Source organism: Telluria sp. ZB2R32, assembly GCF_059685715.1.
The window spans coordinates 74,455-99,294 of record NZ_JCASIG010000001.1 but is presented as its reverse complement, the minus strand read 5'-3'; the positions used below and the strand labels follow the sequence as shown (position 1 = coordinate 99,294).

Below are 24,840 nucleotides of genomic sequence, written 5' to 3'. Positions count from 1 at the left end.
GCTCATATCTAAGGCGCGTGGACGGCGGCGCCCGCCATTCCCTTGAACGCCAAACACGCAAACCTCTCGTCCCGATGGCCTGATATGGCAAGAACAAGTATGATGGCGCTTCCTTCCGCCGATCTTCTGCCGATGCGCCGCTGGCTCCTCATCCTGTTGTTGCTGATCTATCCATTCCAGGTATCCCTGGCAATGGCGGACCGGTGCTGCGTGGCAACGCCCGGCGGCATCACGCATCACGCCGCGGCGCAGGCGAACGGCGCCCCGGTGCCGGTGTTCGTCGCCGACGATGCCGCTTCGTCGCTGGCCGATCCCCACTGTCCGGCATGCGTGTTCGGACAGGTCTCCGCCGTGCCCGCGCACAACCCCGCTGTCCCCGCAACCCGCCACCATGTGTCGGCGGTGGCGTCCGGCATTCCCTTCCTGACTTCCGTGCCTGCACGCCGCCTCGAGCGGCCCCCCATGGCCTGACGCCGCCAGGGTGCGCGCAGGATCTTCGCATGTGGGCCTCCCGGCCCACACGTTCCTGCGCGCCTGATCGACGTTTTTTCAGGAGCATGCATGACCATCCAACCCAAGCGGCTGCCGATGCTGGCCGCGCTGTTTTTGTACGCGTGGAGCGGCGGAGCCGCCGCGCAAGCGCTGCAAGCTGCATCGATTGATTTACCGACAGCGATCCGGCTCGCCCTCGCACAGCCCGCCGTGCGCGCCGCGGCCCATGAAGTCGCGGCCAGCGACGCGGCCGCCGGCCAGGCCGGCAGCTATCCGAATCCCACGCTGGAATACCTGCGCGAGGGCCAGCAAGCCGGCACCCGCACCACCACCATCCAGATCAACCAGCCGATCGAACTCGGCGGCAAACGGCGGGCGCGGGTGGCGCTCGCAGAGGGCAGTGCCAGCCTCGCCCGCAGCGAACTGGCCGCACGGCGCCAGGAAATCCGCGCCGACGTCATCGCCGCCTTTTACGGGCTGCAGGTCGCCCGCGAGCGGCAGGGCGTGGCGCAGTCGCTCCTCGAGCTGGTGCGCCGCAGCGTGGACGTCGCCGCCAGGCGCGTCGCAGCCGGCAAGATCTCGCCGATCGACGAAACCAGGGCGCGCCTCGCTGCCGTCGATGCGGCCAGCGCGGTGAATGGTGCAAAGGGCGAACTGGCGATGGCCAGGGCGCGGCTCGGGGCCTTGATCGGCCAGCCGGGCGACGCCATCGCGCTGGCGCCGTCGTCCATCGAGCAGCTTCCCGATGCCAGGCCGCGCGCGGCCCTGCTCGCCGACGACACGACCGCAGTACGGCGCGCCCGCGGCCAGCTCGCGGCCCAGCTGGCGCAAGCCGACGTCGAACGCGTCGCCCGCATTCCCGACGTAACGGTCTCGATCGGCAGCCAGCGCGACGATGAAGTTGGCCGGCGCCAGGCCGTGGTCGGCCTGTCGGTGCCGCTGCCGCTGTTCAACCGCAACGCCGGCAACCTCAAGGCGGCCCTGCTGCGCACCGACAAGGCGCGCGACGAACTGGCCGCGGCCCAGGCAATGGCCGCCGCCGACCTGGCGAGCGCCGACGCCCGCTACGAAACGGCGCACGCCGAGGCCAGCCTGCTGCGCCAGGACGTGCTGCCACAGGCCGCCTCTGCCTACGACCGCACGCTTACCGGTTTCGAGTTCGGAAAATTTTCCATCCTCGACGTGCTCGATGCGCAGCGCACCCTGTTCCAGTCGCGCACCCGCTACCTCGACGCACTGCTGGGCGCCTGGCGCGCCTGGGCCGACATCGAGCGCCTCGCCGGCGCCACCACCGAACAAACCGGATCGACCGGACAGGGACCGACACCATGACCAGGAAACAGACTTATCTGATCGCGCTGATGTGCGCGCTCGCCGCCGTGCTGGCCGCGCTGCTGCTGTGGCGCGCCCCCGAGCCGCCCGCGACCGGAGGCCACGAAGCCCATCAAGACACGCATGGGCACGACGACCGTCACGCGGACGAAAGGGAAGAGCACGACACGGAAGAAGCCGGCATCGCCATGACCGAAGCGCAAATAAGAGCCAACGGCATTGCGGTCGATGCCGCCGCGCCCGCCATGATCCGCGAGCGCCTGCACCTGCCGGCGCAGGTAACCGTGAATGCCGAGCGCACGCTGGCGCTGGCGGCGCCGGCCGCGGGCATCGTGCAGTCGGTGCCGGTCTCGAGCGGCACGCCGGTCAAAAAGGGGCAACCGCTGGTCGTGATCAGTAGTCCCGACGTGGCGCAGTGGCGCGCCGACGAGGGCAGCGCGCGCCAGCGCCTCGAGCTCGCCCGCATCACCTACGCGCGCGAGAAAACCTTGTGGGAACAGCGCATCTCGGCGCGCCAGGACCTCGACGCGGCGCAGGCCGCGCTGAAGGAGGCCGAATTCGGCGCCGACGCCGCACGCCAGCGTCTCGCCGCCTTCGGCATTGCGCCGGGCGGCGCGGTGTCGAACAGCGTCACCGTGCGCGCGCCGCTGGACGGCGTCGTACTCGAAAAACCGGTGGTGGCCGGCCAGGCGGTCGATGCGACCACGCCCTTGCTGACGATCGCCGACCTGTCCCAGGTCTGGGTCGAAGCGGCGCTGCCGGCGGCGAGCCTGGCACAGGTCGCCGGCGGCATGCCGGCCCGGATCAGCGTCAACGCGCAGCCGAAGGAACTCGAAGGGACGGTCTCGTTCGTCGGCCCGGTGCTGGGCGAGGCCACGCGCATGGCCACGGCCAGGATCGCGCTGCCTAATCCGGGATTGCGCCTGCGGCCGGGCATGCTGGCCACGGTGGACCTGCTGGGGCAGCAGGGCAGTGTCGCGGTGGCGGTGGCCAGCGAGGCGATCCAGACCGTGCACGAGCGCAGCGTGGTGTTCGTGCGCACCGCCGGCGGCTTTCGCGCCCAGCCGGTGACGGTGGGGCGTTCGGACGGCAAGCGCAGCGAGATCGTCGCGGGCCTGGCGGCGGGCACGAAGTATGCGGCCGGCGGCAGTTACCTGCTCAAGGCCGATCTCGGCAAGTCCGAGGCCGAACACCATGACTAGGCCGCCGACCATGTTCCAGAAAGTTATCGAGCTTGCCATCGCGCGGCGCTGGCTGATCGTCTTCGTCGTCGCCTGCCTCGGGGCGCTGGGCGTCCATAGCTACACGCGCCTGCCGATCGACGCGGTGCCCGACATCACCAACGTGCAGGTGCAGATCAACACGGCCGCGCACGGCTATTCCCCGCTCGAAGTCGAGCAGCGCATCACCTTCCCGATCGAGACCGTGATGAGCGGCCTGCCGCGCCTGGAGGGCACGCGCTCGCTCTCGAAGTACGGCCTGTCGCAGGTGACGGTCGTGTTCAAGGACGGCACCGACATCTATTTTGCGCGCCAGCTGGTGAGCGAGCGGCTGCAGGAAGCCCGCTCCAGGCTGCCGGCCGGGGTCGAACCGGCCATGGGCCCGACCGCCACCGGCCTCGGCGAAATCTTTTACTGGACGGTGGAGACGAAGGAGGGTGCCCGTAAAGCCGACGGTAGTCCCTACACGCCGGCCGACCTGCGCGAGATCCAGGACTGGATCGTGGCGCCGCAACTGCGCAGCGTGATGGGCGTCACCGAGGTCAACACGATCGGCGGCTACCTGAAGGAATACCAGGTGGCGCCCGACCTGGCCAGGCTGTCCGCGCACGGCCTGTCGCTGGCGACGCTGGTGAATGCCATCGACCGCAACAACGCGAATGCCGGCGCCGGCTATATCGAGCGCGGCGGCGAGCAGTTCGTGGTGCGCACGCCGGGGCAGGTACGGTCGCTGGAAGAGATCCGCAACATCGTGCTCGACGTGGTGCAGGGCGCGCCGGTGCGCGTGCGCGACGTCGCCGACGTCGAACACGGGCGCGAGCTGCGCACCGGGGCGGCCACCGAAAACGGGCGCGAGGTGGTGCTGGGCGCGGTCTTCATGCTGATCGGCGAGAACAGCCGCGCCGTGGCGCAGGCGGCGCGCCTGAAGCTGGAAGACGTCAACCGCTCGCTGCCCGCCGGTGTGCAGGCGCTGCCGGTCTACGACCGCTCGGTGCTGGTCAACAAGGCAATCGACACCGTGCGCCGCAACCTGGTCGAAGGCGCCTTGCTGGTGATCGCGATCCTGTTCCTCTTCCTCGGCAACCTGCGCGCGGCCCTGATCACGGCGCTGGTGATTCCGCTGTCGATGCTGATGGTGTTTACGGGCATGGTGCAGGCGGGCGTCAGCGCCAACCTGATGAGTTTGGGCGCGCTCGACTTCGGCATCATCGTCGACGGCGCCGTCGTGATTGTCGAGAACTGCATCCGCCGCCTCGGCTTGGCGCGCACGGCGGCGGGGCGGACGCTGACGCGCGAGGAACGCTTTGCCGAAGTCGCCGCTGCTGCAGCCGAGGCGCGCCGGCCGCTCCTGTTCGGCCAGCTGATCATCATGACGGTCTACCTGCCGATCTTCGCCCTGTCCGGCATCGAAGGCCGGATGTTCCATCCGATGGCGATCACGGTGGTGATGGCGCTGCTGGCGGCGATGATCCTCTCGATCACCTTCGTGCCGGCCGCGGTGGCGCTGTTCGTCAAGGAAGGCGCCGAGCACGAGAACCGGCTGATGGCAAAGGCACGCGCGCTATACCGGCCGCTGCTGGACTGGGTGCTGGCCAACCGGCCGGTGGCGTTCACGTTCGCGGTGCTGTCCATCCTCCTGTCCGGCCTGCTGGCGACGCGCCTGGGCACCGAGTTCGCCCCGCACCTCGACGAAGGCGACCTCGCCGTGCTCACCATGCGCATTCCGGGGACGAGCCTGGCGCAATCGGTCGCCATGCAACAGCACCTGGAAAGCACGCTGCTGAAGCAGTTCCCCGAGATCGAACGCATGTTCGCGCGCGTCGGCACCTCCGAGGTGGCGACCGACCCGATGCCGCCGAACGCCGCCGACAGCTACATCATGCTGCGCCCCGAAAAGGAATGGCCGGCGCCGCGCAAGTCGCATGCCGCACTGGTGGCGGCGATCACCGAAGCAGCCGCGCAGATCCCGGGCAACAACTACGAGTTCTCGCAGCCGATCCAGTTGCGCTTCAACGAACTGATCTCGGGCGTGCGCAGCGACGTCGCCGTCAAGGTGTTCGGCGACGATACCGCGGCCATGGCGGCGGCTGCGCAGCGCATCGCGCGGGTACTGGGCGGGATTTCCGGCGCCGCCGAGGTCAAGGTCGAACAGACCGAAGGGCTGCCGGCGCTGACCTTGTCGGTCGACCGCATCAAAGCGGCGCGCTATGGGCTGAACGTGGCCGACGTGCAGGAAGCCTTCGGCACCCTGGTCGGCGGGCGCGACGTCGGCATGGTGTTCGAAGGCGACCGCCGCTTCGCCATCACGGTGCGGCTGCCCGAGGGCGTGAGCAACGACGTCGACAGCCTGCGCCAGTTGCCGCTGGCGCTGCCCGCCAAGGACAGGGAAGGCCACGCGGCCAGTATCCCGCTGTCCGAGGTGGCGACGCTCGGCTTCGTGCCGGAGGCGAACCAGATCAGCCGCGAAAACGGCAAGCGCCGCATCGTGGTGACGGCCAACGTGCGCGGGCGCGACCTCGGTTCCTTCGTGGCCGAGTTCAAGCCGGCGCTAAGCAAGGCGGCGCTGCCGCCCGGCACCTGGGTGGGTCTCGGCGGGCAATTCGAGAACCTGGAAGCGGCCAGCGCGCGCCTGGCGATCGTGGTCCCGGCCGCGTTGGCGCTGGTGTTCGCGCTCCTGTACCTGATGTTCAACAGCGTCAAGGATGGCTTGCTGGTCTTTAGCGGCATTCCGTTCGCGATGACGGGCGGCGTGCTGGCGCTGTGGCTGCGCGGCCTGCCGCTGTCGATCTCGGCGGCGGTCGGCTTCATCGCCCTGTCCGGCGTGGCAGTGCTCAACGGGCTGGTGATGGTGTCGTTCGTGCGCACGCTGCGCGAGGCGGGCCATGCGCCCGAGGCGGCGATGCGCGAGGGCGCCGAGGTACGCCTGCGCGCCGTGCTGATGACGGCGCTGGTGGCTTCGCTCGGCTTCCTGCCGATGGCGCTGGCGACCAGCACCGGGGCCGAGGTGCAGCGCCCGCTGGCGACGGTGGTAATCGGCGGGATCCTGTCGTCGACGGTGCTGACGCTGTTGATCCTGCCGGCGCTGTATGTCTGGGCGCATGGAGGAGGTCGTAAGTAGGGTGCGCATGCCCACCGATTACAACGGTTGAACATCGACTGCATCGCCTGGCTCCAGGCCACGTTGTCGACAAGCGTTGCGGCGTGCATGGGCACGGAGGCGGGCATGCCCGCCCTACATTACACAGCGGTCAACAATGAAACGAATGCCGGTAAATAATTCAAGCCGCTTCGCTCCACAGGCGCTCGCCCGTCGTTTCCATATGCGTGAGATACAGCCGCAAGTCGAGTTCGAACTGGTGGTACTGCGGCTCCATCCAGCAGCAGAGTTTGTAGAAGGCCTTGTCGTGCTGCTTTTCCTTCAGGTGCGCCAGTTCGTGGACGGCGATCATGCGCAGGAATTCGAGCGGGGCGTCGCGGAACACGCTGGCGATGCGGATCTCGTGCTTGGCCTTGAGCTTGCTGCCCTGCACGCGCGAAATGGCCGTGTGCAGGCCGAGGGCGTGCTGCACCACGTGGATCTTGCTGTCGTAGGCGACCTTCGCGACCGGCTCGGCATTGCGCAGGTAATCGTCCTTCAAGTCCTGCACGTAGCCGTACAGGGCGCGGTCGGTGCGCAAGCCGTGCGCTGCGGGATAGCGCGAACGCAGCAGGGCGCCCAGGCGGCCCTCCTTGACGAGGGTGGCGGCTTGCTGGCGCAGCTGGTCGGGGTAGGCGGTGAGATAGCGAAGTTCGGACATGGGACGCGAATGTAGCACAGCCGTCGCGCCCTTGCAGCCGGCCGCAGCACCGGCGCCGGATGATCCGGCGCCGGTGCGAGCGCTGCAAACCCGACGCGGCGAATACGCCGCAACCTCGACGCGGCGAATACGCCGCAACCCCGACGCGGCACTTTCGTGCCGCGCCAGCAAGATGGCGGCGCGGCGCTACCTCAGCTTTCCTTGCCTCCCTGGCGATTGCCGCCGGCCTTGCTTGCGGCAGCGGCTGCACGGCTGGCCGATTGCCGGCTTTCGCCCCCTTTGCGGCCGATGTCGGCCATGTGCGCACGGTTGCGGCTGACTGCTTCCCCGCCTTTCTGCCCCGCGCGGCGCGCTTCCTCGGAATCGAATTCGTGCGCCGTGCCTTTCTGGTGGGCGGCCTGGCCACCCTTGCTGGCGATTTCGCGCTGCTGGTTCTGGTCCATCGCCGCGAAGCCGCGCTTGGCCGGAGCACTGTTGCCACCGCCGCTCTTTTGCGCGCTGCCGCCGGAGCTGCCCGCGCTCTTGCCGCTCTCCTTGCTTGTCGCCATGTCGTTCTCCTGGTTGCCCTGCATTCAAGTGGAAGTGAACGCACATTGCCGCGCTCGTCCGGTTAGAGAGACCACGCCTGTGTTAGTTCCTCTATCCGGCGCGGATGATCGTCAGTCTGGCGCGCGCGGCGGCGTGCGCCGGCCTTCGTGCGGCACGGCCGCGGCGTCGAACGGGGGCGGCGCGCTCAGGTCTTCGTCGAGCTGGGCGCGCCGCAGCGCCAGCCGCTCGCCGAGCGCCACCAGGTCGATGCCGGCGCTGCGCGCGGCCTCGAACATCTCGCCTTCTTCCTGGGCGATGTGGTGCGCCACTTCCTCGAACAGCACCGCGAGGGTGGCGTCGAAATGCTCGTCGCCGGGGTACATGACTTCGAGCTGGCTGATCAGCTCGCGCGCGCCCGCATGTTCGAGTTCGGCGTCGTCGAGCAGCTCGTCCTCGCCGAGTGCCGCGCGCAGGGCCGGATAGAACAACTCTTCCTCGATCATCGTGTGGATGATGAGCGCGTCGCAGAGATCGTCGACCAGTTCGGCCATCGTCTCTTCCGCGTCGTCCAGCCCGCGCAGGCTCTCGTAGCGCGCGAACAGCCGGCGCACCTGTTCGTGTTCGCCCTGCAGCAGCGCGAGCGCGTCTGCCGGCCCATCCTGGTGATTGCCAGTCGATGCCATGACTCCTCCTCGTTGATTGTGGTCAGGTGGGATTGTGGGCGGCGCCCATGTCTTCGAAACCGGCGCGTGCGCTGCGCACGCTGGCGCCTTTACCTGCGGCGCTACTGGATGCACCGCGGGCGGCCTGCCAGCCGCCGTCGTTGGCGTCGCGTGCAAGCGTGGCACCGCTGTTGGTGAGCACGTTCACCAGGGCGCCGTGCCAGTTGCGCCAGCCCTCGGCCGCGGGCGGGATGGCGCGCATGGCCAGCGCACCCATCTGCATCGGGTCGTTGCAGCTTGCCAGCGCGCGTCCGAGGCGGATGCCCTCGTCGAGCATCCGGCGCGCCGTGTGCATGTTCAGGTCGCTGAGCTGCTCGAGGGTGTCGACGGCGTGGCGCGATACCTGGCTCAGGAAGTCGACCTGCATGGCGAGCTGGGCGCGCAGGTCGGGTAGGGTAATGGCGGGCATGGAATCCTCGGCGAAAGAGTCAGTCTCAATAGACGCCGCAGGACCGCAGGAGTTCCAACACATGGCAAAGCAAAAGCAGCGAAAGCGCTTGCGCCAGCGAATGGCGCAAGCGTGCTACAAAAAGTCAGGCGACCTTCAGCACCAGCTTGCCGAGGTTCTCTCCCTTGAACAACATCAGCAGCGTCGACGGGAAGGTGTCGAAGCCCTCGACGATGTGCTCGCGGCTCTTGAAACTGCCTTCCTTCATCCAGCGCGCCAGCGCCGCCACGCCTTCCGGGTAGCGGGCGGCATAGTCGGTGACGAGCATGCCTTCCATGCGCGCGCGGTTGACCAGCAGCGCCAGGTAGTTGGCCGGGCCCTTGACCGCCTCGGTGGCGTTGTACTGCGAGATCGCGCCGCAGATGACGATGCGCGCCTTCATGTTGATGCGGGTAAGCACGGCGTCGAGGATGTCGCCGCCGACGTTATCGAAATACACGTCCACACCCTGCGGGCAATGCTGCTTCAGGCCCGCGTGCACGGGGCCGGCCTTGTAGTCGATGCACGCATCAAAACCCAGTTCCTCGACGACGAAACGGCACTTGTCCGCGCCGCCGGCGATACCGACCACGCGGCAGCCAAGATGCCTGGCCACCTGGCCGACCGTCATGCCGACCGCGCCGGCCGCGCCCGACACCACGACCGTTTCGCCCGCTTTCGGCTGGCCGACTTCGAGCAGGCCGAAGTAGGCGGTCATGCCGGGCATGCCGAGGGCGTTCAGCCAGGTCGGCAGCGGCGCCAGGCTGGGGTCGACCCTGGCCAGCATCGCGCCCTTGTCGTCGGCGGGACCGGTCCAGTAGCGTTGTACGCCGGTCACACCCATCACATGGTCGCCGACGGCAAAGCGCGGCGATTTCGATTCGACCACCTCGCCGACGCCGCCGGCGCGCATCACCTCGCCGATCGCCACCGGCCGCACATAGGAGCGGGCATCGTTCATCCAGCCGCGCATGGCCGGGTCGAGCGAGATGTAGAGAATCCTGACACGCACCTCGCCGTCGCGGAGGTCTTCCAGCGGCGGCGCGGCGCGTTGCCAGTCGCTGTCTTTCGGCATGCCGACGGGGCGTGCGGCCAAGAGAAATTGATCGTTGGTGGCTTGCGGCATGGTGTCTCCCTCGTGTTGGTTGAACTACCAACTATACCTAAAAACAAACGGTCGTGCGATTTTCTGCCGATGCTTTTTGCATGGCTGTTTTTGCAAGCCGTGCGACAATGCAGAGCACCCATCCGCCAACTTCACGACATAGCCGCCACCATGACGCACCCGGAATACATCCTCACCCTGTCCTGCCTCGACCAGCGCGGCATCGTGCTGCGCGTGGCCGGTTTCCTGGCCGAGCACGGCTGCAACATCATCGACTCCGCCCAGTTCGGCGATCCGGAATCGCGCCTGTTCTTCATGCGCGTGCACTTCGCGCTGGAAGATACGGCCGTGCTCGATACCGACCTGCGCGGCGCCTTTGCCGCCCTGTGCGAGGCGAACGACATGCGCGGCCAGCTGCACGACGCCCATGCCAAGCCGCGCGTGCTGATCATGGTCTCGAAGATCGGCCACTGCCTGAACGACCTGCTGTTCCGCTACAAGAGCGGCCTGTTGCCGGTCGAAATTTCGGCGATCGTCTCGAACCACATGGACTTCTACCAGCTCGCGGCAAGTTACAATATCCCGTTCCACCACTTGCCGCTGGCAACGGGGGCGGGCGAGGAGGCCAAGCTGGCGCAGGAGGCGCGCATCGTCGAGCTGCTCGACATGCACAAGGTCGAGCTGGTGGTGCTGGCGCGCTACATGCAGATCCTGTCGCCGGGCTTGTGCAAGGCGCTGGAGGGCAGGGCGATCAACATCCACCACTCCTTCCTGCCGAGCTTCAAGGGTGCGCGGCCGTATGCGCAAGCCCACACGCGCGGCGTCAAGCTGATCGGCGCCACGGCGCACTTCGTCACGGGCGAACTCGACGAAGGCCCGATCATCGAGCAGGACGTCGAGCGGGTCGACCATGCGATGACGACCGAGGAGCTGACCGCGATCGGGCGCGACGTCGAATGCGTGGTGCTGGCGCGCGCGGTCAAGTGGTTCGTGGAACACCGCATTTTGCAAAACGGCCACCGCACCGTGGTTTTCAAATAATTCGATAAGTAAAGTACCAATGGCACTCAAAGCGACCATCTACAAGGCCGATATCCAGATTGCGGACATGGACCGCAACTATTACGCGGAACACGGGCTGACCATTGCCCGTCACCCGTCCGAAACCGACGAGCGCGTGATGATCCGCGTGCTCGCCTTTGCCCTGCACGCGAACGAAGCGCTGGCCTTCACCAAGGGCCTGTTCGACACCGACGAGCCGGACCTGTGGCAAAAGGATTTGACCGGTGCGATCCAGACCTGGATCGAGGTCGGCCAGCCCGATGAAAAGCGCCTGTTGAAAGCCTGCGGCCGCGCCGAGCACGTCTACGTGTATTGCTACAGCGCGACCAGCCACATCTGGTGGAAGGGCATCGCCAACAAACTCGATCGCGCGCGCAACCTCACCGTCATCAACATCCCTGCCGAGACCAGCGCCGCGCTGGAAAAGCTGGCCAAGCGGTCGATGCAGCTGCAGTGCACGATCCAGGACGGCCAGCTGTGGCTGACCGACAGCGTCGATACGGTACTGGTCGAGCGCGAGAGCTTCAAGGCCGCCGCGGCCTGACAACATTCATTCTTGAGTCCACCATGACCCGTATTCTTTTGACCCTGCTGGCCGCCGGCCTGTTCTCCACCAGCGCGCTGGCGCAAGTGACCGTGAGCGATCCCTGGGTGCGCGCCACCGTGCCCAACCAGAAGGCCTCGGGCGCCTTCATGCGCGTGCAATCGGCCCAGGCCGCACGCCTGGTCGGCGTCAGCACCCCGGTCGCCGGCCGCGCCGAGCTGCATGAAATGGCGATGGAAAACAACACCATGCGCATGCGCCAGGTCGACGCCATCGACCTGCCGGCCGGCAAAGCCGTGAACCTGGCCTCGGGCGGCTACCACCTGATGTTCTTCGACCTGAAGCGCCAGTTGAAGGAAGGCGAGACCGTGCCGGTGACGCTGGTGGTGCAGGACGGGGCGAAGAAGAACAGCAGCGTGACGGTGGAGGCGCGGGTGTTGCCCTTGACCTACGTGGCGCCGAAGGCGGGACACGGGCACTGAGCGGTAGGGTGGACGGGTCCCCCGTCCACGCGTGCGATCCCTTATTTCGGCGACGCGCCCATCCTGCGCACGCCGCCCGATCCCAGCGTCGTCTTGCTCACCTGCGGATCGCCGTAATAATTCACGTCGCCCGAGCCGGCAATCGTTGCGCTCAATTCGTTGCGCGGCCAGACCGTCGCTTCGCCCGAGCCGGCGATCGACACGCTGGCGCTGTTCGCCTGCACCCGTCCCAGGTCCACGTCGCCCGAGCCGCCGATCGATACCGTCAGTTTGCCGATCGTGCCGCGCGCCGCCTGCAGGTCGCCGCTGCCGCCGAGCGCGACCGCCATGGTGTCGCTCTCGACGCCCTTCAGCCGGACCGTGCCCGAGCCGCCGATGTCGACGTCGAGGCGGCGGCCGCGCAGCGGGTCGGCCTCGATGGTGCCCGAACCGCCCAGCGCCAGGCGCTCGATCGAGCGCGCCTGCACCACCACGCGGATCGATTTCGAGTGCAGGTTGAGGTTGCGTTTGTTGGGGCGGATCTTCAGCGTGCCGCCTTCGACCACGGTCTCGATCAGCGGCAGCACGTTGTCGTCGGCCTCGATGGTGACGCTCTCGCTGTTGCCGATGCGCAGTTCGACATGCCCCGGCAGCGCCAGCGCCAGGCCATTGAAATTGCTGACCTGGCGCGCCTGCTTGACGATGCGCCCGCTGCCTTCGACCCGCTCGCCGCCCCAGTCCCAGGGTGCGGCGGCCACATGACTGGTGGCGGCGAAGCTACCTGCAATGCAAACGGCGAGCAGGGCGCGGCGGGCGATGGAAACATTCTTTTTCATGATCTTGTCCTCATGGTTGTCGATGATGAAAGACTAACCAGGCGCGACGTCGAGCGCATCGGGAATGCGACAGACTGCACGGAAATGCGGCCAGGCTGCACGCCGGACCAATAAACGTATCCCTCAGCGGCCGAGGTAGCGCGGCGGGACCGCATCCGTCAGCCACACGCCGTTATCGGCCAGGTAAAAGACAAAGCCGTCCGCCGCCATGGCCGCCGCATCGACTTGCAGCACCACCGGCACGCCATAGCGCGCCCCGACGCTGGCCGCCGTCGCCTGTTCCTGCGACAGGTGCACGTGGTGGCGCGATCCCGCGCGCAAGCCTCCGCGCATGATGGCGGCGACGAAGCGGCTCGCCGTGCCGTGGTAGAGCAGCGGCGGCGGCGCCAGTGCGCGGTGCGTCAGGGCGACCGCTGCGCTCGAGTGGCCTTGCACGGCGCGGATGCGCAAGCCGTCGCCGGATACGGCGAAGCGGCTCTTGTCGTTCGTGCGCACCACCTCGTCGACCAGGGCACGGTCGAGGCGGCGTCCATCGCGCGTCGCCGCGGCGATCAAGGCGTCGATGTCGGTCCAGCCTTCGCGGTCGAGGTCGATACCGATGGCTTGCGGCTGGTGCCGCAGCACGAAGCTGAGGAACTTGCTGGTCTCGACGATGCGCTTGCTCATCCACCGCTCCTGTTGTTGATTATAGGGCCGCATGATAGACGCAAAGGGGGAGCGGCCGTCGCGCACGCTTCCCATAATCCACCGGCCGCGCCCCACATCCACTACAATCTTGCCCTTTTTGTTTCCGGCTTTACCGGTAGGGAAGTAATCATGAACGCGGTGTTATTCGTGCTGGCCTTTTGTGTCGGCATCTTCATTTCGGTGCAGGCGGCCGTCAACAGCCAGCTGGCCGGCGCGCTGCATGCGAACTCGGTGGTCGCGGCCTTTATCTCGTTCTCGGTCGGCACGCTGGTACTCGGCATTGCCGCCTTTGCCCGGGGCGGCGTCGGCGAGTCGCTGGCGCTGCTGGTGCAGCAGCCGCTGTGGAAGCTGAGCGGGGGCATGCTGGGCGCGGCCTTCGTGTTCGGCACGGTGTTCCTGGCGCCACGCATCGGCCTCTTGAACATGGTGGTGCTGGTGATTGCCGGCCAGCTCATGATGTCGATGGCGATCGATAACTTCGGCCTGGTGCAGATGGCCGTGCGCAAGGTATCGAGCATCCGCATGGCCGGCGCCCTGGTGGTGGTGGCCGGCGTTGCCTTGACCCTGTTCGGCGACCGCATTGTTGTGGCATTGGGACGCTGAACAATTTCTCGCTAGCAGTTGCAATTTCTAACAGGCATGGTTCTATAATGGTCGGTATTGTCTGAACGACACCTTCATTAGCCAGAGAACCACGCCCGATGGAATTCCACCAGTCCTCGCAAATCCCCACGCTGTCGTATGTCGAAAACGAAGACCACCCGGTCTTCGGCACTCTGGTCGAGCAGATCCTGCACCTGCTGAATTCGCGCCTGGTGTTTTCCGACATCATCATCCACCAGAACAGCCCACTGATGCTGCGCCAGCCGAAGGGGCTGGTGGCGGTGACGGATTCGCCGATCACGCGCGAGGAACTGGAAGAATTTTTCGAAGTCATCGAGCCGAACTGGGCCGAGCGCATCGCCGACCGCGCCTTCGACCGCTCGATCGACCTGCACACGGCGCGCATCCGCGCCAATTGCTTTACCTTCCAGGGCAAGAAGCGCCTCGGCTGCGTGATCCGCCGCTTCCCCAAGGAACCGCTGCCGCTCGCCGAACTCGGTCTCGACCGCGACGCCCAGGAATTCGCGCGCCTGACCAGCGGCCTGGTGCTGATCATCGGCGACACCTGCCAGGGCAAGTCGACCACGATCGCGTCGATGCTCGATGAAATCAACAAGCGCCGCTCGGGCCACATCATCACCATCGAAGACCCGGTCGAAACCCTGATCCCGCAGCGCAAATGCATCATCACCCAGCGCGAAGTGGGCATCGACGGTGACGTCGAAAGTTATTACCTTGGCGCGCTGGACGCGCTGCGCGAGCGGCCGGACGTGATCGTCATCGGCGAGATCCGCGACGCCCAGACCGCGCAGGAAGCCCTGGCCCTGGCCGAATCCGGCCCGCTGGTGCTGGCGACCCTGCATGCGCGTTCGACCGAGATGGGGCTGCAAAAGATGCTGCGCCTGCTCGGCAATTCCGACGCCCAGGCGCAAGCGCTGGCGCACGCCCTGCGCGGCGTGCTGTGCCAGGCGCTGCTGCCTTCGCTCGAGGGCAACCGCTATCACCTGGCCACCGAATGCCTGACGCCCGGCCCGGCGGTGGTGCGCCTGATCGAGGAAGGGGAACTGGGCGCCCTGCGCGAACACATGAACAGCGGACGCGATCCGGGCTGCCATACGATGAATGCCTCGCTCGAGCGCCTGCTCTCAAACCACAAGATCGGCATCGACGACGCGCGCGCCGCGACCACCGACCGGGTCGGGTTCGCGGATCTGGTCTGAAAGCCTGTAAAAGGCTGGGGGCAGGTCTGACATTGGGACACGGTCTCTGCCGTAGTGCGCTGGCTCCGACCCCAGGCCGACCCGAGGCCCGGGCGCGTTGGCCTTATTTCGGCGTCGTCGGCAAGGCGGCGACCTGCACCCCCGAAGCGGCTTGCAGCAGCTCGTAGTGATCGATGGTGAGCTTGTCGCCTGCATCCGTGAACACCAGTCTGGCGCCGTCGCTGGTCACGAACTGCTCGGCGGCGGCGGGAAAGATCTCCACCGTCGGCTGGCCCTTGATGGCCACAAAGAAGCGCCCCACGCGACGGCTGAAGCGCACCACCTCGCCGTTACTGAGAACGTACGTGTATTCGTAATCCTTGAACTCCTGCGGTGTGACATGGAAGCGCTGTGCCGTGACGGTGACGGTCTGCACCGGCTCCGCCGCGTCGCTGACGCTGGCGGCTTGCGCTTGCTGCTGGGCGTACGCGCACGACATGCAAGCCGCTACTGCAATGGCGGCCAGGCCATAGCTAATTATCTTCATCACAGTCTCCAATGAATTGATTAGAAATGCCAATCGATTGTAGTCCTAATAGTTTTTTCAAACAATTAACTTTTACGGTAGCCGATATATAGGTACATCAAGCTTTTATATACATCCTCAGGGCATAAAAAACCCGGGGCGGTTACTGAAAATCGCCGGAAACTAAAATACGCGGGCAGCCTGTCAATGGCGTCCGGCTCTGCATTATTCAAACCAGTTCTCTTCCGGAGTCATATTGAACGAACCCGATTTCGCCAGTTATTCTGCGGACCAGCTCCGGCAAATCCTTGCCCGTATCGATGCGCAGCGTTTTCCGGAACGCGTCCGGCATATTCACGCGCGCCTGGCCGAGCTCGAGACTGCACGGTCGATGCGCACGGCGGTGGACGCTCCGGCGCCGGACGACGGGCCACCCGAGATCGCCGGGTTCTGGCGCCGCAGCGCGGCTTTTCTGATCGATACGCTGTTGCTCGGCCTGGTGGGCTTGTGCCTGGGCCTGGTTTTCGGCGAGCAGTTCGAAGCAATGGGCGCCTGGGGCCGCCTGGTCGGATTTCTCGTCATGGTCGCGTATTTCGGCAGCATGGACAGCCGCCTGTACCAGGGCAGCAGCCTGGGCAAGCGGGCGTCGGATATCCGGGTCGTCACGACGGCCGGCGCGCCACTCGGCGTCGGACGCGCCGCATTGCGCTGCACCGTGTTTTATATGCCGTATTTGCTGAATAATCTCGCTTTGGGCGGCGGCTATTCGAGTATCGTGCTGCCGGCCTTGCAGGCGGTATTGGTATTCGGGCTGGGCGGCGCAACTGTCTACCTTTATCTGTTCAACCGGCGTACGCGGCGGTCAGTCCATGACCTGCTTGCCGGTACCGTTGTCGTGCGTGCGAGGAGGGCGGCAGTGCCGCCCCTGCCGCCTTTATGGAAAGGCCATGTGGCGGCAGTCGCAGTCCTGTTCGTTCTTGTGATCGGCGCGCTCTTCTATATTCATTCGATAGCCGATAACCGCTTTTTCGCACCCTTGCGCCAGGTCCAGCAAAAGGTGATCGCGATTCCCGGCGTGCGCAATGCCACCATTCTCGAAAATACCAGCCTGACAAGCGCAGACAAGCGACCGAAATCCTTGACGATCAATGCGGTGAGCAGTATCCGGACCGCTGAGGAAAAAAATGCGTTGGCCCGCAAGATTGCGAATATCGCCCTGACCACTTACCCGGCCGCGCAGCAGTTCGATGCCGTGTCGGTGGTGATCGTGCACGGTTACGATATCGGGATCGCGTCGGACTGGACTACGACGACATTCGGTGCGGCGCCCGGCGACTGGCGCACGCTGCGTTAGCTTGTCCTCGGATGTCCCTGGATGTCTAGACAATTAGGTCGTTAAATCCCGGAATTGTCCATTGATTGACTTGGAATTGACCCACATTTGTGTGTGCGTGCTTTCGTGTGTCCCGCACTGTCCCATTATATTCAATCCGAAGTAAAAACCTGGTACCGGATGCCCCGCGCCCGGGACGACATCCTCAAGGCTTTCCGAGCGTTCGGCCGCCGGCGGCTGGTCAGTGCGGAGAGTCTCGTTCAGTTCGATAACCGATTGGAGACATCATGAACATACGACATTTTCTGAAGTCCGGATTTGCAGTCCTGGCACTGGCCACCGTACTCGGTGGCTGCGGCAGCAGCGATGACGACGATGCGCCGGCTGCCCCGAACATTGCCGAGGTCGCGAAGCAGCAAGGCTTCAATGCCTTGCTGGCAGCATCGACCAAGGCCGGCATTGTCGGAACGCTCACGGATACGAATGCACAATTGACCGTGTTTGCGCCGACCGACCAGGCATTCACCGACCTTGCCACCCGACTGGGATTTGCAAATGCGGCAGCCATGGTCGACGCGTTGCCGGGGCCGGCCCTGCAGAGCATCCTGACCTACCATGTATTGGGAAGCAAGAAGCTCGCTGCCGACCTGGCCGCCGGCGGGTCGGTCCAGACTACCGCCTACAGCTACGCCAATTCGCCTACCCGGCTGACATTCGATTTTACTAACGGCGTGAAAATTACCGACGCGGCCTTGACGGTCGCAACGGTGACGACCCCGAATGTCCTTGCAAGCAATGGCGTCATTCACGCGGTGGACAAGGTGCTGGTGCCGCCAGGCGTGCTCAACGTCGTGCAGATGGCGCAGGCTAATCCGCAGTTCAGCTCGCTCGTCAGCGCGGTCGTGGCCGCCGACCTGCGCGGCACCCTGAGCGGCGCCGGCCCCTTCACGGTGTTTGCGCCGACCAATACCGCGTTTGCCGCCGCGCCGCAAAACCTGACGGTAGCGCAGTTGCGCACCGTCCTCACGTACCACGTGCTGGGTAGCCAGGTACTGTCGACGCAAATTCCATTCGGAACGCCCGTGCCGACGGTGGCCGGCCAGGCCATCACGATCAACGCTGGCACGCCGCCGACGATCAGGGACACCACGGCGCTGCAGGCAAAGATCGTCGCTGTCGATGTCAGGGCCAGCAACGGGGTCATTCACGTGATCGATAAAGTGCTGATCCCGGCCCTGTAAGCGCGCAGACGGGTATCGAACAACGCCGGTGGCGTGCGCACCACCGGCCTTTTCCTGTCTAATCCAGCGGCACGCTGCGATAGCGATTCACCTCGGCCGGCGACACCGGCGCCGCCGCATTGCCCCAGCTGGCGCGCAGGAAGCTGACCAGCGTCGCCACCTCGGTATCGCCCAGCGCGTGGCCGAACGGCGGCATGCCGTAAGGGCGCGGATTGCCCTGGGTGCCGGGCGCGAACCCGCCATTGAGCACGACGCGGATGGCGTTCACCGGTTCGGCCATGCTCAGGGCGCGGTTGCCGGCCAGCGCCGGATACGGACCTTTCCCTTCGCCGCGCTCGCCGTGGCAGGCGGCGCAGTGCTGGCCATACAGTTTTTCGCCGGCCAGCATGGTCTGTTCGGGCGGCCTGGGTGCGGCCGGACGTGCGTTGGCAGGCGCGGCCGGCAGCGATTTCAGGTAGACCGCCATGGCGCCGAGGTCGTCGGGCGTCAGGTATTGCAGGCTTTGCGCCACGACTTCCGCCATCGGCCCGGTGACACTGGCGCCCGGCGACACGCCGGTGCCGAGCAGCTGCACGATGTGCGCCTCGCTCCATTTTCCAAGGCCCGCTTCGCCATCCGAGGTCAGCGACGGCGCGTACCAGCCGATCGTCGGGATCAGGCCACCGCCGAGGGTGCTGTCGGTGGCGCCGAAGCGATTGCGTGTGCTGTGGCAGGCGGCGCAGTGGCCGAGTCCCTCGACCAGGTAGGCGCCGCGGTTCCAGCGCGCGTCCCTGGACGCATCCGGCTGCTGCACGCCCGGCTTGAAGTAGAGCAGGCGCCAGCCGGCCAGCGTGAGCTGCTGGTTATAGGGGAAGCGCAGCTCGTGCGGCGCGTTTTGCTGGCGTGCCGGCGGCAGGCTGCGCAGGTAGGCAAACAGCGCGTCGGCGTCCGGCCGCGTCACCTTCGTGTAGTTCGTGTAGGGAAAGGCCGGATACAGCAGGCGGCCATCCTTCGATTTGCCGTTGTGCAGGGCGCGCCAGAAATCGTCGGGCGTCCAGTTGCCGATGCCGGTAGCGGGTTCCGGCGTGATGTTCGGCGCCACCAGGCGGCCGAAGGGCGTGTCGAGGGCGCGCCCGCCGGCATAGGGCACGCCGCCGCGCGCCGTGTGGCAGGCCATGCAGTCGCCGGCGCGTGCGAGATAAGCGCCGCGCGCCAGGTTGGCCTCGCTGGCGGCATGGTCGGCGGGCGAAGCGGCGGCGATGAATTCCTCGCGCGGCCAGGCCAGGGCGATGGCCGCTGCCGCCAGCGCCAGCAGTACGATCAAACCGATGCGGATGCGCCGCTTCATGGCGCGCTCCCGCATGCCATCGGCAAGGGGCTGGTGAGGCGTTCGGCGGGGCGCGCGCCGGGCGGCGTCGGCTGGGCGGCCAGCCAGGCCGAGACGGCGGCGACGTCGCCCGGCCCCAGGCGCTCGGCAATCGTCGCCATGCAGTCGGGCGCATGGGCGCGGCGCACCTTGTTGCGCCAGGCGCCGAACTGGGCATTCACGTAGTCGCGCGGCAGGTTCAGCAAACCGGGAATCGCGGGCGCCACGCCGGCCAGCTGCTGGCCGTGGCAGGCGATGCAGGCCGGTACGTTTAATCGTGTGTCGCCGCGGCGTACCAGTTGCTCGCCACGCGCGAGCACGGCGGGAGCGACGACCGGCGCGGCTGGCGCAGGCACCGGCGGATGCTGGTTCGAAAAATAGTCGGCGATCTCGTGCAGGTAGGGATCGGGCAGGTGGGTGACCATCCAGGTCATGAGCGGATACTGGCGCCGCCCGTCGCGGAAGTTCACCAGCTGGTTGTACAGGTAGCCGCTCGGCTTGCCGGCGATGCGCGGGAAGTAGACGCCGCCGACGTTCGTTCCCGCGCCATCTTTCGGCGCATGGCAGGCGATGCAGGCGGCGACGCGCTGTTCGAGGGTGTCGGGGACGGTGGCGCCTCGCTGCGCCGCGGCCGCGAAAGGCAGGGCGCAGAAGAGTAAAGCTGAAACACGCAGCGTTCTGAAGAGCGGCATACGGCATCCAGGTTATCGATGACAGGATGATAACCCATCAGCCTGATGCAGTCTCAAGAAGGTGGATTCGCCCGCCAGTGACGATACAGCTTGAGCGCCACGTGGGCGTCGTCGGCCGCATACTGGATCTGCTGTTCCGACAGGCGCGGCAGCGACCAGTTGGTGGTGGTGATGCGTTTCGACTTGGCCAGGCGCTGGCCGAAGAAGCGCGCCACCGCCGTCTTGGCGCCGAGCGTGTTGCGCTCGCCGCGGCGGCGCAGGGTGGTCGACAGGTCGACGACGTTGCGCGTTTCGATGCCGAGCTTGCTGCGCAGGCGGCGCAAGTCGTCGCCCAGGCCGAACCCTACCTTCAGGATGCCAGGGGCTTCCAGCACCGCGCGCAACAGGTCGACGCTGGCCGGGTCCGGCCGGGCGCCGATCTGGAACAGGTAGGCGGTGCTGTCGGTGGCCAGTTGCACCAGGTGCGGGCCGGTCGATTCCTCGCCCTTGAGGAAGGTCGGCTTCGATTCGGTATCGAAGCCGACCACGTCGCTGGCGGTGAGGGCGGCCAGGGCAGCGGCGGCCTCGGCATCGGACTTTACCAGCACGACGTCCGCCAGAGCGATGCCATGGTAGGGCGGCAGGTCTTCCTGCTCCGCGACTGAACTCATCGGGTCCTGCAAATCAGCCGCGCGAGAACTTCGAGGCGAGCTGCTGCAGCTTTTCCTGGCGCAGGCGCGCCGCTTCCGCTTCGGCGGCAGCTGCTTTTTCGAGTTTCTTGCGCTCGGCTTCCTTCTTGAAGCGCAGTTGCAGCTGTTCCTTGGCGTGCAGGCGATGGGTGTCGGTTACTTCCGCGCCGGCCACGCCGTCGAGGTCGTAACGCACGGTGGCCTTTTCCATCGAACGCAGGTAGCGCATCGAACCGGTGTGGATGCCGAGCGCGGCGCGCATGGTCTTGCGGTCGAGGCCCGGGATGCGCGAGAGCAGTTGCTTGTCGATGCCGATGGCGAGCGGCAGGCAATCGCGGAAGGCCGGGAATTGCTGCTGCAGCTGCTTGAGCAGGGCGCGTGCCGACGGGGCGGGCGTGCCTGGCGCAGTGGCCGGGGTCTCAGCCGGGGTCTCAGCCGGGGTCTCGGCCGCGGTCGATTGCGCGTTGCTTTCCTGCGCGCCCTGCTGGGTCGTCGCCTCCGTATTCGGGGTATCGGCTGGGGAAGGGGTGGTGGCGTCGACAGACTCGGCGGCAGAACTAATGGTATTCATTGACTTCATGGTAATAACGGGAATCCGAAGGATAGCATGCTGGCCCGCACTAGTGCGCTGCCAATCGTGTGACTTCTGCTGAGCAGGCGACGTTGACCGGGTGTGAGGGCCGGCAAGACGCGGATCGGGCGCAGGCTGGCGCTCCCGTTCGCGAAATCGTGTATGATCCGCCTCTTGCCTTGCGCACGGCTTGCGTCGGCGCAGACGGACCTGAGAGTCGTCGTGGACTAAAAAACAACAATATGTGGTTTGCTTATATCGCTTATCCGATATATCAATTATCACCAATTCTTGCCTTAAGGCATAATGTTGCCTGTCCCGTCTCCTCCATCCGGCCGAGATAGATGCAAGCCCGTTTCAGCCAACGGGCTTTTTTTCGTTTTGACATGCACACCGCGATCCTGACCACTGCCTCCTTCCATCCTGCCCATTGCGCATCCGGCCCCGCCGCATGCCGCAGGCGAGGACGCGCTTGATTCAGGCTTGACCGTCCTGATATAGGACCCTTCCCGATACCCTTGACCGCGGCGTGTTTGAAGCCGTGGTGACCATTTGACCTCGCAGGCGCGCACCCGCCTCGACAGGAGAGTTTTTCATGAAGAACACCGCCAAGACACTGACATTGACAGCAAAGAAAGCGCCGGCCAAGAACGCCACGGCGCAGCTGGCGGTGCCTAAAACCGCGACCTCCTACTTCCTCGAAACGGAAGCGGCGGCCAAGGTAACGGTGGTCAAGACCCGTTCGCGCCTGGCGACGCTCAAGGCCCAGGCCGATGAGATCCTCGCAGCCGGCGCCGCCATGGCTGCGGCCGAACCAGTGGCCGCCCCGGCGCCGGTCGCTGTCGAACCGGTTGCCGTTGCGCCGGCTCCGGTCGAAGTCGTTGCAGAACCGGTTGCCGAACCAGTCGCCGAGTCTGCCGACGGCGCACCTGAAGCCGATTTCGCAGCCGAAGCCGACGGGTACCAGGTCACCGCATCGTCCACGCCGGCGACGGTCCCGGTCATCGTGCGCAAGCGCGGCTCGAAGCTGGCCGCCCTGAAGTCGGTCGAGAGCGCCGAAGCCGCAGTGCCGGTCGCGGCGGCTGCCGTCGCCGCGGCGCAAGCGCCCGCGCAGGCACCGGCTGCTGACGAAGCACCGAAAGTGGTCAAGGCGCGCGTCGCCCGCCGCATCGAGCCGCAGTCGACCGTGATCCAGACCGCCGGCAGCTCGGTCAGCAAGACCACCGACGCCGCCACGCTGGCCGCGATCGACACCACGGGCTACCTGCTGCCGCAAGTGAAGGTGCCGGGCCGCCGCGGCCGCAAGCCGAGCGAATTCACGCCCGAGAACGATGAAGTCGCGGCACTGAACGCCGTCGAACGCGCCGAACTGAAGGCCGTGTCGAAGGCGCGCGAGCGCAAGGCCAAGGGTATGCCGTCGCTCGGCACCGAACAGGGCTTCTCGGAAGCGGAACTCGAAAAGCGCCGCACCCAGCTGCGCAACCTGATCAACATGGGCAAGGAGCGCGGCTACCTGACCCATGCGGAGATCAACGACCACCTGCCGGAAAACATCATCGATCCGGAAGCGATCGAAGGCATCATCGCGACCTTCAACGACATGGGCATCGCCGTCTACGAGCGCGCACCGGAAGCGGAAATGATGCTGCTGTCGGATAACGCCGTGACCCCGACCAGCGAAGACGAAGTGGAAGCGGCCGCCGCGACCGCGCTGTCGACCGTCGACTCCGACTTCGGCCGCACGACCGACCCGGTGCGCATGTACATGCGCGAAATGGGCGCCGTCTCGCTGCTGACGCGCGAAGGCGAGATCGAAATCGCCAAGCGCATCGAACAGGGCCTGAAGGACATGGTCCAGGCGATCTCGGCCTGCCCGACCACGATTTCGGAAATCATCACGCTGTCGCACAAGATCGCCGCCGACGAGATGAAGATCGACGAAGTCGTGGACGGCTTCGTCGACCACAACGACAGCGCCCCGGCCCCGGCCGCCGCGCAAGCCAAGGCAGCCGCGTCGGACGAGGACGAAGAAGAAGAGGAAGAAGTCGAAGAGGAAGAAGACGGCGACGCCGCCGGCGGCGCGGCCGGTTACTCGACCGAGCAGCTGGCACAGCTGCGCCGCAGCGCGCTGGAAAAATTCGCCCTCATCGAAGAGCAGTTCGACCGCATGGGCCACGCCTTCAAGACCAGCGGCTACGGTTCGCCGGCCTATGAAAAGGCGCAGGAAATCATCTCGAACGAACTGCTCGGCATCCGCTTCACCGCGAAGGTCGTGGAAAAGCTGTGCGACACGCTGCGCGGCCAGATGGACGAAGTGCGTTCGATCGAACGCGCCGTGCTGGACATCTGCGTGAACCGCTGCGGCATGCCGCGCGCTCACTTCATCAAGGTTTTCCCGGGCAACGAGACCGACCTGGAATGGGGCGACCGCGAAGTCGACTGCGCCTATCCGTACAGCGCCGTGCTGGGCCGTAACCTGCCGGCGATCAAGGAACTGCAGCAGCGCATGATCGACCTGCAGGCGCGCGTGGCGCTGCCGCTGGCCGACCTGCGCAAGATCAACAAGCAGATGGCGGCCGGCGAGAAGCGCGCCCGTACCGCGAAGCGCGAAATGACGGTGGCCAACCTGCGCCTGGTGATCTCGATTGCGAAGAAGTATATCAACCGTGGCCTGCAATTCCTCGACCTGATCCAGGAGGGCAATATCGGCCTGCTGAAGGCGGTCGACAAGTTCGAGTACCGTCGCGGCTACAAATTCTCGACCTATGCGACCTGGTGGATCCGCCAGGCGATCACGCGTTCGATCGCGGACATGGCCCGTACCATCCGCGTGCCGGTGCACATGATCGAGACGATCAACAAGATGAACCGCATCTCGCGCCAGATCATGCAGGAAACCGGCAGCGAGCCGGACCTGCCGACCCTGGCCCTGAAAATGGAAATGCCGGAGAACAAGGTTCGCGAGATCATGAAAATCGCGAAAGAGCCGATTTCGATGGAAACCCCGATGGGCGAGGACGGCGATTCGCAACTGGGCGACTTCATCGAGGACAACACCACGCTGGCCCCGCTGGACGCCGCGCTGCACGCCTCGATGCGCAACGTGATCAAGGAAGTGCTGGACTCGCTGACCCCGCGCGAAGCGAAAGTGCTGCGCATGCGCTACGGCGTCGAGATGTCGAACGACCACACGCTGGAAGAAGTGGGCAAGCAGTTCGACGTGACGCGCGAGCGGATTCGCCAGATCGAAGCCAAGGCGATGAGTAAACTCCGCCAGCCGTCGCGTTCGGACAAGCTGAAGACGTTCTTGCACGACAAATAAGCGGTTTTCCGCTTCACAGAAATGCCGCCGGGTCCGACCCAGGCGGCATTTTTTTTGTCCAGTGAGATCGGCGGCAACGCGTGGACGGGTAACCCGTCCACCCTACGGTCCACCAGCGCGGCTGAGG

24 protein-coding genes are annotated in these 24,840 nt (G+C 66.0%); 12 read left to right on the top strand and 12 right to left on the bottom strand.

The annotated features are described in order from the left end of the window. Nucleotides 1–99: 99 nt before the first annotated feature. The 4 genes from AC56LG_RS00410 to AC56LG_RS00395 all read left to right on the top strand — a co-directional run bounded on the left by AC56LG_RS00410 (nt 100) and on the right by AC56LG_RS00395 (nt 6,162). A complete protein-coding gene (locus AC56LG_RS00410; RefSeq protein WP_497164174.1) occupies nt 100–471 on the top strand; it encodes a hypothetical protein in 372 nt (123 codons plus the stop codon). Nucleotides 472–561: 90 nt separating this feature from the next. Further along, a complete protein-coding gene (locus tag AC56LG_RS00405) occupies nt 562–1,824 on the top strand; it encodes a TolC family protein (protein WP_497164173.1) in 1,263 nt (420 codons plus the stop codon). Beyond that, nucleotides 1,821–3,026 carry an efflux RND transporter periplasmic adaptor subunit gene (locus AC56LG_RS00400; RefSeq protein ID WP_497164172.1) on the top strand — a complete coding sequence of 402 codons (1,206 nt, stop codon included), beginning with the start codon at nt 1,821–1,823 and terminating at the stop codon, nt 3,024–3,026. The genes AC56LG_RS00405 and AC56LG_RS00400 overlap by 4 nt, the downstream gene beginning before the upstream one ends. Before the next feature lie 10 nt (nt 3,027–3,036). Continuing rightward, entirely contained in the window at nt 3,037–6,162 is a 3,126-nt protein-coding gene (locus AC56LG_RS00395; RefSeq protein ID WP_497164171.1) for an efflux RND transporter permease subunit, read from the top strand. Between the two features lie 160 nt (nt 6,163–6,322). On the opposite strand, the gene AC56LG_RS00390 is transcribed toward AC56LG_RS00395, so the two are convergent. The 5 genes from AC56LG_RS00390 to AC56LG_RS00370 all read right to left on the bottom strand — a co-directional run bounded on the left by AC56LG_RS00390 (nt 6,323) and on the right by AC56LG_RS00370 (nt 9,644). Further along, nucleotides 6,323–6,841 (bottom strand): YgjP-like metallopeptidase domain-containing protein, encoded by a 519-nt coding sequence (locus AC56LG_RS00390; RefSeq protein ID WP_192054687.1) that lies wholly within the window; start codon nt 6,839–6,841, stop codon nt 6,323–6,325. A 191-nt stretch (nt 6,842–7,032) separates the two neighbouring features. Next, on the bottom strand, nt 7,033–7,389 hold the full coding sequence (locus AC56LG_RS00385) for a KGG domain-containing protein (protein ID WP_497164170.1): 357 nt from the start codon (nt 7,387–7,389) through the stop codon (nt 7,033–7,035). A gap of 111 nt (nt 7,390–7,500) precedes the next feature. Beyond that, entirely contained in the window at nt 7,501–8,052 is a 552-nt protein-coding gene (locus tag AC56LG_RS00380) for a hemerythrin domain-containing protein (RefSeq protein WP_497164169.1), read from the bottom strand. Nucleotides 8,053–8,074: 22 nt separating this feature from the next. After that, a complete protein-coding gene (locus AC56LG_RS00375; protein WP_497164168.1) occupies nt 8,075–8,500 on the bottom strand; it encodes a phasin family protein in 426 nt (141 codons plus the stop codon). A 124-nt stretch (nt 8,501–8,624) separates the two neighbouring features. Next, nucleotides 8,625–9,644: an NADP-dependent oxidoreductase gene (locus AC56LG_RS00370; RefSeq protein ID WP_497164167.1), complete on the bottom strand. Its 1,020-nt coding sequence runs from the start codon at nt 9,642–9,644 to the stop codon at nt 8,625–8,627. Between the two features lie 150 nt (nt 9,645–9,794). Between AC56LG_RS00370 and purU the strand changes: the two genes are divergently transcribed. The 3 genes from purU to AC56LG_RS00355 are packed head-to-tail and all read left to right on the top strand — an operon-like array spanning nt 9,795 to nt 11,711. Then, the gene (gene purU, locus AC56LG_RS00365; protein WP_497164166.1) at nt 9,795–10,664 is read left to right on the top strand and encodes a formyltetrahydrofolate deformylase; all 870 of its coding nucleotides are present in this window, start codon (nt 9,795–9,797) and stop codon (nt 10,662–10,664) included. Between the two features lie 19 nt (nt 10,665–10,683). Beyond that, nucleotides 10,684–11,229, top strand: coding sequence for a YaeQ family protein (locus AC56LG_RS00360; protein WP_497164165.1), 546 nt, complete (start codon nt 10,684–10,686; stop codon nt 11,227–11,229). A 23-nt stretch (nt 11,230–11,252) separates the two neighbouring features. After that, a complete protein-coding gene (locus AC56LG_RS00355; protein WP_497164164.1) occupies nt 11,253–11,711 on the top strand; it encodes a copper chaperone PCu(A)C in 459 nt (152 codons plus the stop codon). A gap of 41 nt (nt 11,712–11,752) precedes the next feature. On the opposite strand, the gene AC56LG_RS00350 is transcribed toward AC56LG_RS00355, so the two are convergent. After that, complete coding sequence (locus tag AC56LG_RS00350) at nt 11,753–12,526, bottom strand: head GIN domain-containing protein (RefSeq protein ID WP_497164163.1); 774 nt, start codon at nt 12,524–12,526, stop codon at nt 11,753–11,755. A 123-nt stretch (nt 12,527–12,649) separates the two neighbouring features. Next, nucleotides 12,650–13,192, bottom strand: a complete 543-nt coding sequence (locus tag AC56LG_RS00345; RefSeq protein WP_497164162.1) for an RNA 2'-phosphotransferase — start codon at nt 13,190–13,192, stop codon at nt 12,650–12,652. Between the two features lie 150 nt (nt 13,193–13,342). Here AC56LG_RS00345 and AC56LG_RS00340 point away from each other — a divergent pair, with 150 nt between their 5' ends. Together AC56LG_RS00340 and AC56LG_RS00335 are read left to right on the top strand one after the other, a co-directional pair. After that, on the top strand, nt 13,343–13,816 hold the full coding sequence (locus AC56LG_RS00340) for a DMT family transporter (protein WP_497164161.1): 474 nt from the start codon (nt 13,343–13,345) through the stop codon (nt 13,814–13,816). A gap of 98 nt (nt 13,817–13,914) precedes the next feature. Then, nucleotides 13,915–15,036 (top strand): type IV pilus twitching motility protein PilT, encoded by a 1,122-nt coding sequence (locus AC56LG_RS00335; protein ID WP_497164160.1) that lies wholly within the window; start codon nt 13,915–13,917, stop codon nt 15,034–15,036. A gap of 103 nt (nt 15,037–15,139) precedes the next feature. Here the strand turns inward: AC56LG_RS00335 and AC56LG_RS00330 are convergent, their stop codons facing one another. Further along, nucleotides 15,140–15,562: a hypothetical protein gene (locus tag AC56LG_RS00330; protein ID WP_497164159.1), complete on the bottom strand. Its 423-nt coding sequence runs from the start codon at nt 15,560–15,562 to the stop codon at nt 15,140–15,142. A gap of 235 nt (nt 15,563–15,797) precedes the next feature. On the opposite strand from AC56LG_RS00330, the gene AC56LG_RS00325 reads away from it, so the two are divergent. Together AC56LG_RS00325 and AC56LG_RS00320 are read left to right on the top strand one after the other, a co-directional pair. Continuing rightward, nucleotides 15,798–16,895: an RDD family protein gene (locus AC56LG_RS00325; protein ID WP_497164158.1), complete on the top strand. Its 1,098-nt coding sequence runs from the start codon at nt 15,798–15,800 to the stop codon at nt 16,893–16,895. Nucleotides 16,896–17,161: 266 nt separating this feature from the next. Continuing rightward, nucleotides 17,162–18,115 carry a fasciclin domain-containing protein gene (locus tag AC56LG_RS00320; protein WP_497164157.1) on the top strand — a complete coding sequence of 318 codons (954 nt, stop codon included), beginning with the start codon at nt 17,162–17,164 and terminating at the stop codon, nt 18,113–18,115. 58 nt (nt 18,116–18,173) lie between these two features. On the opposite strand, the gene AC56LG_RS00315 is transcribed toward AC56LG_RS00320, so the two are convergent. From AC56LG_RS00315 to AC56LG_RS00300, 4 genes are read right to left on the bottom strand one after another with little or no spacing between them, the layout of a single operon-like run. Then, complete coding sequence (locus AC56LG_RS00315; protein WP_497164156.1) at nt 18,174–19,442, bottom strand: c-type cytochrome; 1,269 nt, start codon at nt 19,440–19,442, stop codon at nt 18,174–18,176. Next, nucleotides 19,439–20,152 carry a c-type cytochrome gene (locus tag AC56LG_RS00310; protein WP_497164155.1) on the bottom strand — a complete coding sequence of 238 codons (714 nt, stop codon included), beginning with the start codon at nt 20,150–20,152 and terminating at the stop codon, nt 19,439–19,441. The genes AC56LG_RS00315 and AC56LG_RS00310 overlap by 4 nt, the downstream gene beginning before the upstream one ends. Before the next feature lie 53 nt (nt 20,153–20,205). Continuing rightward, on the bottom strand, nt 20,206–20,802 hold the full coding sequence (locus tag AC56LG_RS00305; protein WP_497164154.1) for a 3'-5' exonuclease: 597 nt from the start codon (nt 20,800–20,802) through the stop codon (nt 20,206–20,208). 13 nt (nt 20,803–20,815) lie between these two features. Continuing rightward, nucleotides 20,816–21,193: a ProQ/FINO family protein gene (locus tag AC56LG_RS00300; RefSeq protein WP_497165000.1), complete on the bottom strand. Its 378-nt coding sequence runs from the start codon at nt 21,191–21,193 to the stop codon at nt 20,816–20,818. Between the two features lie 793 nt (nt 21,194–21,986). Between AC56LG_RS00300 and rpoD the strand changes: the two genes are divergently transcribed. Beyond that, nucleotides 21,987–24,713, top strand: a complete 2,727-nt coding sequence (rpoD, locus tag AC56LG_RS00295; protein WP_497164153.1) for an RNA polymerase sigma factor RpoD — start codon at nt 21,987–21,989, stop codon at nt 24,711–24,713. Nucleotides 24,714–24,840: the final 127 nt, after the last annotated feature.

Excerpts from the sequence above, each read along its gene's own strand:
- AC56LG_RS00370 (WP_497164167.1), bottom strand. The coding sequence starts at position 9,644 with ATGCCGCAAGCCACCAACGATCAATTTCTCTTGGCCGCACGCCCCGTC.
- AC56LG_RS00310 (WP_497164155.1), bottom strand. The coding sequence starts at position 20,152 with ATGCCGCTCTTCAGAACGCTGCGTGTTTCAGCTTTACTCTTCTGCGCC.
- AC56LG_RS00305 (WP_497164154.1), bottom strand. The coding sequence starts at position 20,802 with ATGAGTTCAGTCGCGGAGCAGGAAGACCTGCCGCCCTACCATGGCATC.
- AC56LG_RS00345 (WP_497164162.1), bottom strand. The coding sequence starts at position 13,192 with ATGAGCAAGCGCATCGTCGAGACCAGCAAGTTCCTCAGCTTCGTGCTG.
- AC56LG_RS00385 (WP_497164170.1), bottom strand. The coding sequence starts at position 7,389 with ATGGCGACAAGCAAGGAGAGCGGCAAGAGCGCGGGCAGCTCCGGCGGC.
- AC56LG_RS00335 (WP_497164160.1), top strand. The coding sequence starts at position 13,915 with ATGGAATTCCACCAGTCCTCGCAAATCCCCACGCTGTCGTATGTCGAA.
- AC56LG_RS00410 (WP_497164174.1), top strand. The coding sequence starts at position 100 with ATGATGGCGCTTCCTTCCGCCGATCTTCTGCCGATGCGCCGCTGGCTC.
- AC56LG_RS00395 (WP_497164171.1), top strand. The coding sequence starts at position 3,037 with ATGTTCCAGAAAGTTATCGAGCTTGCCATCGCGCGGCGCTGGCTGATC.
- AC56LG_RS00330 (WP_497164159.1), bottom strand. The coding sequence starts at position 15,562 with ATGAAGATAATTAGCTATGGCCTGGCCGCCATTGCAGTAGCGGCTTGC.
- AC56LG_RS00340 (WP_497164161.1), top strand. The coding sequence starts at position 13,343 with ATGAACGCGGTGTTATTCGTGCTGGCCTTTTGTGTCGGCATCTTCATT.
- purU (WP_497164166.1), top strand. The coding sequence starts at position 9,795 with ATGACGCACCCGGAATACATCCTCACCCTGTCCTGCCTCGACCAGCGC.
- AC56LG_RS00400 (WP_497164172.1), top strand. The coding sequence starts at position 1,821 with ATGACCAGGAAACAGACTTATCTGATCGCGCTGATGTGCGCGCTCGCC.
- rpoD (WP_497164153.1), top strand. The coding sequence starts at position 21,987 with ATGAAGAACACCGCCAAGACACTGACATTGACAGCAAAGAAAGCGCCG.
- AC56LG_RS00390 (WP_192054687.1), bottom strand. The coding sequence starts at position 6,841 with ATGTCCGAACTTCGCTATCTCACCGCCTACCCCGACCAGCTGCGCCAG.
- AC56LG_RS00375 (WP_497164168.1), bottom strand. The coding sequence starts at position 8,500 with ATGCCCGCCATTACCCTACCCGACCTGCGCGCCCAGCTCGCCATGCAG.
- AC56LG_RS00350 (WP_497164163.1), bottom strand. The coding sequence starts at position 12,526 with ATGAAAAAGAATGTTTCCATCGCCCGCCGCGCCCTGCTCGCCGTTTGC.
- AC56LG_RS00355 (WP_497164164.1), top strand. The coding sequence starts at position 11,253 with ATGACCCGTATTCTTTTGACCCTGCTGGCCGCCGGCCTGTTCTCCACC.
- AC56LG_RS00320 (WP_497164157.1), top strand. The coding sequence starts at position 17,162 with ATGAACATACGACATTTTCTGAAGTCCGGATTTGCAGTCCTGGCACTG.
- AC56LG_RS00315 (WP_497164156.1), bottom strand. The coding sequence starts at position 19,442 with ATGAAGCGGCGCATCCGCATCGGTTTGATCGTACTGCTGGCGCTGGCG.
- AC56LG_RS00405 (WP_497164173.1), top strand. The coding sequence starts at position 562 with ATGACCATCCAACCCAAGCGGCTGCCGATGCTGGCCGCGCTGTTTTTG.
- AC56LG_RS00380 (WP_497164169.1), bottom strand. The coding sequence starts at position 8,052 with ATGGCATCGACTGGCAATCACCAGGATGGGCCGGCAGACGCGCTCGCG.
- AC56LG_RS00360 (WP_497164165.1), top strand. The coding sequence starts at position 10,684 with ATGGCACTCAAAGCGACCATCTACAAGGCCGATATCCAGATTGCGGAC.